Raw genomic sequence first — 11779 nt, 5'->3', positions numbered from 1 at the left:
GGAGGTGCAAAATTATTGATTAAAGAAGCTTTGTTTCAGTGCCCGCTCCACACCCCGCAGTTCTGCCAGTCCCCGCAGGCGTCCAATCGCTGAATAACCCGGATTGGTTTTCTTATGCAAATCATCCAGCATCTGATGGCCGTGATCCGGACGCATCGGGATAGCGCGCAGATTGCCCGCGCGGCGACGGGTTTGCTCTTCGGTCAGAATCGCTTTGATTACCGCCACCATATCCACATCACCGTCTAAATGGTCTGCTTCATGGAAGCTTCCCGGTACGTCTTCCCGCTGCGTCGCACGCAGATGAATGAAATGCACGCGGTCGGCATAGGTGGTCATCATTTTCACCAGATCATTATCTTCACGCACGCCGTAAGAACCGGTGCAGAAGCAGAAACCGTTGTGAATACTGTCGACCGTTTCTTTCAGCCATTGCATATCTTCGATGGTGGAAATAATACGCGGCAGGCCGAGGATAGGGCGCGGAGGATCATCAGGGTGAACCGCCAGACTCAATCCACATTGCTCGGCAACCGGCACAATGCTGCGCAGGAAATGCGCCATGTTTTCACGCAATTTCGCTTTATCAATACCGTCGTAAGTGGCCAGACGTGCACGGAACTGATCCAGTGTGTAGCCTTCTTCCGCACCCGGCAAACCGGCAATAATATTAGACACCAGCTGATCTTTATCCGCCTGTGTCATTGCCGCAAAGTATTCGGCCGCTTGTTTTTGCTCATCCGCGCTGTAATAAGAAGTCGCGCCTTCGCGCTTGAGCAGATGCAATTCAAAAGCCGCAAACGCGATATGGTCGAAGCGCAGGGCGCGTGAACCATCCGGCAGCAAATAGCCGAGATCCGTGCGTGTCCAGTCCAGAACCGGCATGAAGTTATAGCAGACTGTATCGATGCCGCATTCCGCCAGGTTGCGGATAGATTGCTGATAGTTAGCAATATGTTTTTCAACATCTCCGCTACGGGTTTTAATTTCCTCATGCACCGGAATGCTTTCCACGACAGACCATACCAGCCCTTTGGCTTCAATTATGGCCTTGCGTTTCTGAATTTCTTCCACCGGCCAGACTTCACCGTTCGGGATATGGTGCAGGGCGGTAACCACGCCGGTTGCGCCAGCCTGACGCACATCATCAAGTGAAACCGGATCGTTCGGGCCGTACCAACGCCATGTCTGTTCCATGTGTTTTCCTTAAAATTGTTAACTGACTGTCTGAATGTAGTTGACGCATGGCCGGTGATAAGTTCAATCTTAATGCGCGGTCTGGTCAGGTGGTCTGCTGGTCAGGCCATCAGACCGACATATGATTCAGCATCAAACCGATCTTTAATGTGATCGGGATAACAGATCTGGGATTCAGCATGAACACGGAGAAAATAATGGCATTACCCACCCTTAAAGTTGAACGGCTGTATCGCCAGATTTCTAATGTCTTGATTAATTGCATTAATACCGGTCAGTTTGCGCCGGGCGCGATGATCCCTTCTGAGCGCGATTTATCCAAACAGCTGGGGGTCAGCCGTTCATCCATTCGTGAAGCCCTGATTGCACTGGAAATCACCGGCTGGGTGGAAATCCGCACCGGCAACGGCGTATATGTCAGCGATCCGCTGCCACAGGCCACACCCGCGGTGCAAACGGTGAATACCGAAGAGGAATTCAGCCTGCAATCACTGGTAAAAGCACGTCAGGTTTATGAATCGATGACAGCAGAACTGGCGGCAATTAACGGCACTGACGATCAGCGCGAAAAGCTAAAAGCCATCGCCCGCGAATTAAACGAACTGAATGCTAATAACGACGCCTTCCTCGAAGCCGATCGCCGCTTTCATATGATGATCAGCGAAATGACCGGCAACGAAGTGCTGCACGATATGATGGGATATTTGTGGGATAAGCGACGTTCACGCCGGTTTATGCGCCTGGAGAGTCATTACACCGAAGTGGATTTCGCCCGTGAAATGAATGCCGATCATCAGGGGATCCTGGACGCCATTTTGGCGAAAGATGGCGCAGGGGCGCGGGCAAGAATGAGCCGCCATTTACAGCATGTGTATGACCAGCTATTTGCAGAGTAAATGAAGAGAGCCTAAGCTCCCTCCCTTGCGAAGGGGGGAGCAAAAGAAGCTGCCCCTTAAAATTCATTATGTTCCGACCCGGCTTCACTCAGCTCGGATACGGCACCCACCCGCCGCCGTTGAGCCGGATGTAAATTTTCCCCTGATATTCCATCACCACCGAGTTCTCATTTTCTGATACCAGCGGCGTTTGTGGCAGGTTCGAGCCGAAAGTTTTCCAGTCCATTGTCGGGCTGTTAAATACTTTGCCATCGACTGCGCGGGCGACCATTTCTGAAATCGCCTGATAGCTGCTCTGACCCTCGATTTTCATCGGTGACGGCGCATGGGGGGCCTGCATACCAAAGAATTTCACGCCGACCGGAATGTGGGTAATGCCCGGGCTTGGAATGTCACGCAGACCCGATATTTGCATCTTATCGCCAACCAGGGCAGCACCATGCTCGGGCACCACCAGCAGCATGACTTTGCGGCCGGATTTATCCAGCTGATCCATAAAAGTATTCAGCTGATTCAGCAGGGTTTGTGCACGGTTATGGTAATCCGCGCCTTTATTGCTGCCCACATAACGGTTGCCGTCATGCAGCGGGATCAGGTTAAAGAAGGTCGCGGTGCGCGCGGTACCGGCTTTCTCCTGATTTTCCAGCCAGCGGGAGAACAGCTGCCCGTCGTTGAAAATCGGTGTGCCATCAAATGACGTCAGCTCATAACCCAGACCGGCCTGTGACATCAGCGGCGCTTTCATATCGGCATCATCACGCAAGTTACCGATGTAATTACCGAATACACCCGTATGATCCATAGCCAGTTGGGAAGTGAAGCCCAGACGCGCGAGATCGTCAAACAGATAACACTGCTGACCGGCAGGCTGATACAAATCATGATGCGAGGTCTGACCGCAACTGGCGCGCAGCAGGCGGATAGATGCCGGGCCGCTGTAGGCCGTGGCTGAATTAAAATTACTGAAGACAAAATCGAAACGTGACCACAGCGGTGAACTGGAAAGATTCACGGCATCCAGATCTGACCAGGCCAGCGAACAAATGTTGATCACCAGCAGGTCAAACGGCTGTGCATCAGCAGGCAACGCATCAGGGAATTTCGTCGTCTTGCGCCGTTCGTTTTGGTAAAACTGCTCCAGATAAGCGTTCAGATTGGCATTGGTGGGCGGACCATTCACGGTGTTATCCGTGGCTGATGGCGCAACGGTCACCGGTGTCGTCACGGTATTTTGGGCGATAGCCGGGGGGGTATAATGCGCGAAAAATGGCGTGATGAGGCCGCTGAGGTTAAGCCACAGCAGTGCAATAACGGTAAATGTGGTCAGCCGGATCCACTGGGAGATAAACAGATAACCAACCAGCAAAGCGAAACCGACGGCAATCCACTGCCAGTTGATAAAGCGATCGGCCAGTTCAAGCAGATAACTGAAACTGAAACCGGCAACGTCCGCCCCCTGATTGACGATTGAACGCCAGCCGGGCAGCCAGGTATCGTGATACAACAGTGCCAGCCCGAAAGGCAGGGCCAGCCACTGTCTCCAGCGATGCAGGCGCAGTGAACGTAACGGGAACAGCAATACTGCGGCAAAGACAAGATTGCTCAGTGCATCAAAATTCAGATACCCCGTTGAAAGCAAAACAAATTTAACTAAAAAATAGTAGTTCCAGGCACCCAGGCCGCGCCAGGATTGCCAGATCCGCAAATGCGGTAAAGAGGATTGCGATTCGTTCATAGTGACGTCTTGGATTTCCCTGTTGCGGCGGAGTCATCAGCCGGTATACCGGAGCGTTTGCGGCTTTTACTGACGGAGCTGGCTGTTATTCGCGTTAAATAGCGCGGCGAAAGGAAAAGGGCCGCGAAACGGTTTTTCCAGCGAGGTAGCCGGTTGCGCAGTACATATCCTGCCGGGAAAAAAATCATCGCTGCCAGAATAAAAATTTCAATAATATCTCTGATGTCCATGCTGTTACTCCGGTGCCCGAATCACAGGCGAATCGCTCACGGCGAGCGTAACGGGCACGGGTTGGTGCACCTGCGCCCGTTTTAACGGTTCTGTTTTATGTTGCACGTATGTTTCTGCCGCCAGCACCGGTGTTGCCATCGGTGGTCTGGCGGCCAGACGGCGAACTTCTGTCTGGATATCCGGTTCCTGACTCCAGAACGTCTGGCTGGTGAACACTTCTTTGACCGGCAGGCTAAACAGAAATGTCAGCACATTTTCCACATCGCTGACCTGACAGTTCGACAGAAACAGATAAAGATGACGCCCGGTAACGGTCAAAATGTCACCGTCACGGCGCAGCGAACATAAAGACATCGCCTGCTGCGGGCTGATCCCGGCGGCAGGGCGCAGAGAAATTAAAATGCCCCGGGATTCCGTCGCCAGAGAGGCGTGATCCCAAATCTCGCGCATCACCTGGCAAAAAACCGGCAGTGGCAGATAACCCTTATGGTGGGTAGGCAGCCGGCTGTCGAGCAGCAATTCGATATCGTCCGGCACATGCCGGGTATACGTGAGGTTTTGCAGGTCATCCAGCAGGGTCAGGAAGTTGGAAAGGCGTGCCGCCTGCGGGACAACCAGATTCGCGCCACAGGCCTGAAGCAGGCGCTGATCGACATAACGCAAAGAGGCATTCATTTCACGCACGACAATTTTCAAACCCGTGCCGCGCTGCATACGTAAAAGATGAACCTGACGGGCCAGCACTTCCACTTCGTCATTGCCGGTAAGGGCGAAAATGACTGTCGCCGAGCGGGCATGCGCCGCTCGTGCGGCCAGTGCTTCGTTATCGTCAAACAGGAACCAGCGTTCTGAAAGCGCAGGCGCACCTTCAAGCACCGAGCGATCGGCCAGCAACATCCACTGGTCATCGCCGGTTTGGTCGGAAACTGCCGCAGAAACGTTTGTTTGAATTTCCCAGCCGGTGTGGTGGCGTATCAGCGGATAAAGCGTGTTGGCTTGCGCGCCCAGTGTGTCATGCCACCAGGAAATACCCCATTGATTAGGCTCAACATCCGTTTTCAAATCTGCAACGCCGTATATATTGCGGTGGTATAAGTGAAGCTGAGTTTTAACCGCATTAATACCGTTTCCATAGCAGATAATAAGGAGCGTTGCACCTTTATTATGGGTGCCAGAGCTCATTTCACTCAACCAGCGGGCGAATTGTTTATCACTTATCGCCTGCCAGGTACTGACCGGGAGTAATAGAATCATTAATGAGGCGGAGTGAGCAGGCAGACGATTAATATCGGCTGCAAGAGAGAGAAACGCTTTCTTGCCATTCGCTAACTGGTAATAAAAGGTTTTTTTCTGATACTTTTTCAAATAAGTGAGAAGAATGTCGTCATCCGGTACTCTGTTTTCATGTGCAGTGCAAAGTAAATTGTGCTGCGGAAAAAAAACACTGACCGGGACTTCACCTTGCTGAGCCTCAACAGTTTGACCGCAAAGATGATAAGCGGCTTCCTCACTGTCGGTATTAACCCAGTAAAGCCCCTGAGATTGCATCTGGGTTAATCCATTCCAGAATGGTTTCATGCCCAATGAAAAGGAGAGTGCCATATAGTTAATCTGCTTGTGTCATTTTTGATTAAAAGTCTGCTTGGGGCACACCGGGAATGTGAGTATAATAAATTCTAGCATTGCCACATTAAATAATCATAATACTTCATAATAATGTTTGGTACTAAAAAACCTAAACAGGTAAGGCCATTTTGGCCATGTTGTCTCAGTATTTAGATTGATGCAGGGAGAAAGAACCGGTGGGAGCCAATATTGCAGACCAGGAAGAATCCGAACCAAAAAAAGATGATGATTTTTTTGCGCTGAGTCGCCTTTTTTCTTTGTCAGAATTAAATTACGTCGATATAGCCCGTAAAGAAAAAATCCCGCAACTAATGTCCCGCTGGCCGTTACTGGCTGAGCTGGCGCAATACGGCGAACACAGCGCGGAGAAAAAATAATATGGCTGTCATTGCCTTACAGGGCGTTCGTGGCGGTACGGGGACCACCTCGGTCACGGCTGCACTGGCCTGGGGTCTTGCGCAATTAAATGAGAAAGTGCTGGTGATCGACTTTTCACCGGAAAACTTCCTGCGGTTGCACTTTGGTATGCCTGTCGCTCAGGCATGCGGATGGCGCTATGCGCACAATACGGGGACGTCCTGGCAAAACTCTGCACTGCGCTACCATTCTCATCTTGATCTCCTGCCTTACGGGCATGTCGCAACGGACGATAACAATCAGCCTGATTTCGACTGGCAAAAAGCGATCACTCTGCTTAAAAATACCGGTGTCTATGACTGGATCCTGATCGACTCTCCGGCAGCCGATCCCTTACCTGCACGCACACTTGCCGACCGCACCGTCGTGCTTCTCCATGCTGATACTCAGTCACACCTGCGTTTACATCAGTATGTGCTGCCAGCCAACGGGCATTATCTGCTCAACCAGTTCATTCCTTCCAGCCAGTTACAGCAGGATATTCTGTTGTTATGGCAGGAAACCTTGCCCGCCCTGATCCCGGTGATTTTACACCGCGATGAAGCAATGGCGGAGTCACTGGCGGCGAAACAGCCTGTCGGGGAATGGAAAAATAACAGCAAAATCAGCCGTGAGATTAACACACTGGCGAACTGGTTCCTGCTGCACTTACGCCATCCCGGGGACGTGCATAGCCAGAAAACGCCGCGGAGCCCGGCAAAATGAACCGTCTGCTCAATCTGTTTCTGGTGCCGCCGGTCGTTCTCGAATTACAAAATCGTTACCGGCATTATCGCGCCAGCCATTCCTCACGCATGGCCGCAGGTCTGATGATTATCTGTGTGGCGTTGTGCTGGTTGTTTTTACGTTTTGAATCCCCGTTCTGGCAGCGCGTTAATGCACAGCGCACCCGCTGGTATCCGCAAATTTCGCCCTCTCAGCCGCGTCTGGCCGATCCGTTGCGTTATATCGTGCAAAGTGTGTGGCTGCTGATCATCCTGCCATCTGAAGGCAAACGCGGGCGTGTGATGTATAGCCGCTGGCCGCAGCAGTTGCGCGGGAAAGTCCATTTGTGGCTCAGATCATTACCCGGACAGGTCACCCAAAATCCGCTGGAAACTCAGGTCACACGACGTATCGGCAAAATGAACCGGCTCACTAAACGCATACTGGTGTTACTGACTGCTTTGCTGACGATCACGCTGGCGATGTTCTGCATTTCTCAGCCTTTTGGCTATATCGCGCAGTTTGTTTTCGTGGTGCTGCTGTGGAGTATTGCAATGATTATCCGCCGTATTCCGGGACGTTTCCCGGCGCTGATGATGATTGTATTGTCGCTGACCATTTCCTGTCGTTATTTATGGTGGCGGTACACGTCAACGCTGAACTGGGAAGATCCGCTGAGTCTGATTTGCGGTCTGCTGCTGCTAGGGGCGGAAACCTATTCCTGGACGGTGCTGGTGCTGGGGTATATCCAGACCATCTGGCCGCTTAACCGTAAACCGGTGCCCATGCCTGCGGATATCTCGACGTGGCCAACGGTGGATCTGCTGATCCCGACCTATAACGAAGATCTGAGCGTGGTGAAACCGACATTGTACGCCGCACTCGGGCTTGACTGGCCCCGTGACAAACTGACCATTTATCTGCTTGATGACGGCAACCGGCAGGAATTCGCGGATTTTGCCCATGAAATCGGCGTGAAATACATTGCCCGTGAAACGAATGAAAATGCCAAAGCGGGCAACATTAATCATGCGCTGAAACAGGCGAAAAGCCAGCTGGTGGCGATTTTTGACTGCGACCATGTGCCGACCCGTTCTTTTTTGCAACTGACCGTCGGCTGGTTCTTTAAAGATAAAAAACTCAGCATGTTGCAAACGCCGCACCACTTTTTCTCGCCCGATCCGTTCGAACGTAATCTGGGCCGAATGCGCCGTACGCCAAACGAAGGCGAACTGTTTTACGGACTGGTGCAGGACGGCAATGACCTGTGGGATGCCAGCTTCTTCTGCGGCTCCTGCGCTGTGTTGCGCCGCGACGCACTCGATGAAATCGGGGGTATCGCTATCGAAACGGTGACGGAAGATGCGCATACCTCGCTGCGAATGCACCGCCACGGTTACACTTCGGCGTATATTCGTATTCCGCAGGCGGCAGGGCTGGCGACGGAAAGTCTGTCTGCTCACATCAGCCAGCGTATCCGCTGGGCGCGCGGTATGGTGCAGATATTCCGCCTCGATAACCCGCTGTTTGGCAAAGGGCTGAAACTGGCGCAACGGCTGTGTTACGCCAACGCCATGTTACATTTTCTGGCCGGTATTCCGCGCCTGATCTTCCTCACCGCGCCCCTGGCATTTCTGCTGTTACATGCCTATATCATTTATGCACCGGCTGTTGCCATTGCGCTGTATGTGCTGCCGCACATGATTCATGCCAGCCTGACTAATTCGCGCGTACAGGGCAAATACCGTCATTCGTTCTGGAATGAAATCTACGAAACCGTGCTGGCGTGGTATATCGCCAGGCCAACGACGGTGGCGTTGTTTAATCCCCATGCCGGGACGTTCAATGTGACGGCAAAAGGCGGGCTGAACAAGCATGCTTACGTGGACTGGAAAATCAGCCGGCCATATCAAATCCTGATGTTGCTTAATCTGGCGGGTTTATTCTTTGGAATTTACCGCATTGTTTATGGACGCCCCGACGAAATTTTAACCGTACTGGTGAGCATGGCGTGGGTGATCTACAACATGATTATTCTGGGCGGGGCGATTGCCGTGGCGTTCGAATCCAAACAGGTTCGTCAGGCACACCGCGTAGAAGCCAGAATGCCCGCGTCATTACTCAAGCCAGACGGACATATTTATGTCTGCACCATCCAGGACTATTCCGACAGCGGTGTCGGGCTGGAAACCGCGAGTGCAAGCCAGTTTCAGTTTGGTGACAACGTCACGTTAATCCTGAGCCGCGGACAGCAGGAATATACCTTCCCGATGCAGATCAGCCGTGTGTTTGGTGAAAACATCGGTATGCAGCTATTGCCACTCACAACCCAACAACATATCGATTTCATCCAATGTACTTTTGCCCGGGCCGACAGCTGGGTATTACGCGAAGACAGTTTCCCTGAAGACAAACCGATGGAAAGCCTGCGTGAGATACTGGGGCTGGGCATCCGGGGTTATCTGCGGATGCTGGACATCGCCCCGCAACGCTACCGACCGCTGGTGTCCCGAACACGATCGTTTGGCCGCTGGTTGCTGTCTTTTGCTCCGCGTAATCCATCGCTGGCCGTTCAGCCTGTTGAATCCAACCTGATGATGACAAAACAATGAAAAAACTTCCGATCACCACTTTTATGGCATCCGCATTGATGACATTGGCGTTGGGTTCTGCTGCACCGGCCTACAGTGAACAGGCTACTGCACCGGTTGTGCCGGGCAATGAGATACCTGCGCCTCAGGTGACGTTGCCGCTGGTGGCACCGGCGGTGAACCCGATGATTATTCCGGGCGCGCCGGTGCGCAACGTGATATTACCTTTTGCCGATGTAGCACCGAGGCCAGGGGCCATCACCTTGCGCGGTATTCAGCCGAACGGGCAGATTGAATTCGGTGTGCGCAGTGACGAAGTCGTGACACAGGCTACGCTGAATCTCGAGTTCACGCCGTCGCCGTCGCTGATCCCGGTCCAGTCGCATCTTAAGGTGTATCTCAACGACCAGCTGATGGGCGTTGAAGTGATTGATAAAGATCAGCTCGGCAAGAAAAATCACTTACAGATGACGATTGATCCGCGCTATGTCACCGACTTTAACCGTATCCGCCTGGAGTTTATTGGTCATTACCAGAACGTCTGTGAAAACCCGGCAAACACCACGCTGTGGCTGGAAATCGGCAAGGGCAGTTCACTCAGTCTGCAATACCAGAAACTGCCGCTAAGCAACGATCTGGCGCATTTCCCGGTGCCATTCTTTGATGCGCGTGACAGCCGTTCGCTGAGCCTGCCGATGGTATTTGCCGCCTCTCCGGATGCCAGCCAGCAACAGGCGGCGGCGATTCTGGCCTCCTGGTTCGGCACCAAAGCCCAGTGGCGCGGGCAATCTTTCCCGGCGCTGTATAACCAGTTGCCGGAAAGCCACGCTGTGGTGTTTGCGACTAACGGTCAGCGCCCTGATTTCCTCAAAGAAATGCCGCCGGTGAAAGGGCCCGTCGTGCAGATGGTCAGCCGCCCGGATAATCCGTACGTCAAAATGCTGCTGATCCTCGGTCGTGATGATCAGGACTTACTGACGGCAGTAAAAGGCATTGCGCAGGGAAATATCCTGTTCCGTGGCGAAACGGTCGGTGTCGATAAAGTGGATCAGATCCAGCCACGCCAGCCGTATGATGCGCCAAACTGGGTGCGCACCGACCGTCCGATGAATTTTGGCGAACTGAAACAGTATGCAGAACAGTTACAGTCTGACGGCATCCAGCCGAACCCGGTCACGCTCAACATTAACCTGCCGCCGGATCTGTTCCTGATTAACAGCACCGGTATTGATATGCGGCTGAAGTACCGTTACACCTCGCCACAGCTCAAAAACACGTCGCGTCTGAGCATCAGCCTGAACAACCAGTTTGTGCAGGATCTGACCCTGAAAACCGGACACGATGAGGATTCCCGGTTACTGCATCTGTCCCTGTTGCAGGGGCTGCTGGATGGCAGCAAGGATCTGAATATTCCGGCGCTGAAACTGGGTGCGGTAAACCAGATGCGTTTTGATTTTGACTACACGTCGCTGCTGGCAAGCGGCAGCGAGGGCCGCTGTGAAACCTATAACACCGTGCCAAATCATGTAGTGGTCGACGACAGCTCCACCATCGATTTCTCCGGATACCGTCATTTTATGGCGATGCCTGATTTGCGCGCCTTCGCGAATGCCGGATTCCCGTTCAGCCGCCTGGCGGATTTATCCCAGACGCTGATTCTGGTTCAGCCACAACCGCAACCTGAGCAACTCACCACGCTGTTTGATGCGATGGGCAATATTGGCGCACTCACCGGTTATCCGGCACTTGGCGTAGGGCTGACCGAAGATGCGGCAAAAGCAAGAACCACCGACGCCGATCTGCTGGTGATCGGTAACTTGCCTGCGGATTTGCGTGACGACAGCATGCGCGATGATAAAAAAGCTAACTTACTGATCGAGGCAGCCCGTGATGCGGTTAACACCCCCATCCGTCAGGCGTCGTTAACGGATAACAACTCACCTGCCAGCGATGCGCGGGTGGATGCCAGTGCGCAAATCAGTGCACAAGGTCCGATTGCGGCGATCGTCGGATTAAAGTCGCCATACTTTGATCAGCGCAGCGTGGTCGCGCTGATGGCAAACGGTCAGCAGGGCTTCGCAATGCTGAACACCTCAGTGCAGGATACCCGACAGCGTGCGCGGATCTTTGGTTCAGTGGCGGTGGTACGCGATTCCGGCATCAGTAGTCTGAAAGTGGGTGATACCTATTATGTGGGCCATTTACCGTGGTGGGAACGGGTATGGAACGCAATGGCGAACCATCCGGTATTGCTGGCAGTCATGGCGGTGATTCTGGTGTTCCTGGCGGCAATACTGCTATGGACCGGGTTACGTTCTCTGGCCCGTCGTCGTCTGTCTGATGATGATCAGGAATAATTTCGTGAACAGACACTCCACGAA

General features: G+C 53.0%; 9 protein-coding genes. 5 read left to right on the top strand and 4 right to left on the bottom strand.

The window, feature by feature from the left end:
* Nucleotides 1-12 precede the first annotated feature (12 nt).
* The gene (uxuA, locus tag EVX52_RS05040; RefSeq protein ID WP_129990751.1) at nucleotides 13-1197 is read right to left on the bottom strand and encodes a mannonate dehydratase; all 1185 of its coding nucleotides are present in this window, start codon (nucleotides 1195-1197) and stop codon (nucleotides 13-15) included.
* Between the two features lie 197 nt (nucleotides 1198-1394).
* Here uxuA and EVX52_RS05035 point away from each other — a divergent pair, with 197 nt between their 5' ends.
* On the top strand, nucleotides 1395-2093 hold the full coding sequence (locus EVX52_RS05035; protein WP_129951231.1) for a FadR/GntR family transcriptional regulator: 699 nt from the start codon (nucleotides 1395-1397) through the stop codon (nucleotides 2091-2093).
* An 88-nt stretch (nucleotides 2094-2181) separates the two neighbouring features.
* Here EVX52_RS05035 and bcsG read toward each other — a convergent pair whose 3' ends face one another.
* The 3 genes from bcsG to bcsE are packed head-to-tail and all read right to left on the bottom strand — an operon-like array spanning nucleotide 2182 to nucleotide 5661.
* Nucleotides 2182-3828 carry a cellulose biosynthesis protein BcsG gene (gene bcsG / locus EVX52_RS05030; protein ID WP_129990750.1) on the bottom strand — a complete coding sequence of 549 codons (1647 nt, stop codon included), beginning with the start codon at nucleotides 3826-3828 and terminating at the stop codon, nucleotides 2182-2184.
* On the bottom strand, nucleotides 3825-4058 hold the full coding sequence (gene bcsF / locus EVX52_RS05025; RefSeq protein WP_129990749.1) for a cellulose biosynthesis protein BcsF: 234 nt from the start codon (nucleotides 4056-4058) through the stop codon (nucleotides 3825-3827). Before bcsF ends, bcsG begins: the two co-directional genes overlap by 4 nt.
* A gap of 4 nt (nucleotides 4059-4062) precedes the next feature.
* Entirely contained in the window at nucleotides 4063-5661 is a 1599-nt protein-coding gene (bcsE, locus tag EVX52_RS05020) for a cellulose biosynthesis protein BcsE (protein ID WP_129951233.1), read from the bottom strand.
* A 200-nt stretch (nucleotides 5662-5861) separates the two neighbouring features.
* Here bcsE and bcsR point away from each other — a divergent pair, with 200 nt between their 5' ends.
* The 4 genes from bcsR to bcsB are packed head-to-tail and all read left to right on the top strand — an operon-like array spanning nucleotide 5862 to nucleotide 11755.
* Nucleotides 5862-6062 (top strand): cellulose biosynthesis protein BcsR, encoded by a 201-nt coding sequence (gene bcsR, locus EVX52_RS05015; RefSeq protein WP_129951234.1) that lies wholly within the window; start codon nucleotides 5862-5864, stop codon nucleotides 6060-6062.
* Nucleotide 6063: 1 nt separating this feature from the next.
* Complete coding sequence (bcsQ, locus tag EVX52_RS05010) at nucleotides 6064-6807, top strand: cellulose biosynthesis protein BcsQ (RefSeq protein WP_129990748.1); 744 nt, start codon at nucleotides 6064-6066, stop codon at nucleotides 6805-6807.
* On the top strand, nucleotides 6804-9419 hold the full coding sequence (bcsA, locus tag EVX52_RS05005; RefSeq protein ID WP_129990747.1) for a UDP-forming cellulose synthase catalytic subunit: 2616 nt from the start codon (nucleotides 6804-6806) through the stop codon (nucleotides 9417-9419). The genes bcsQ and bcsA overlap by 4 nt, the downstream gene beginning before the upstream one ends.
* Nucleotides 9416-11755, top strand: a complete 2340-nt coding sequence (gene bcsB / locus EVX52_RS05000; RefSeq protein WP_129990746.1) for a cellulose biosynthesis cyclic di-GMP-binding regulatory protein BcsB — start codon at nucleotides 9416-9418, stop codon at nucleotides 11753-11755. Before bcsA ends, bcsB begins: the two co-directional genes overlap by 4 nt.
* The last annotated feature ends 24 nt before the right edge of the window (nucleotides 11756-11779 follow it).

It is taken from the genome of Rahnella sp. CFA14(1/10) (assembly GCF_004195095.1).
GTDB classification, from domain to species: Bacteria; Pseudomonadota; Gammaproteobacteria; order Enterobacterales; family Enterobacteriaceae; genus Rahnella; species Rahnella perminowiae.
This window is presented reverse-complemented; position numbering and strand designations above follow the sequence as displayed.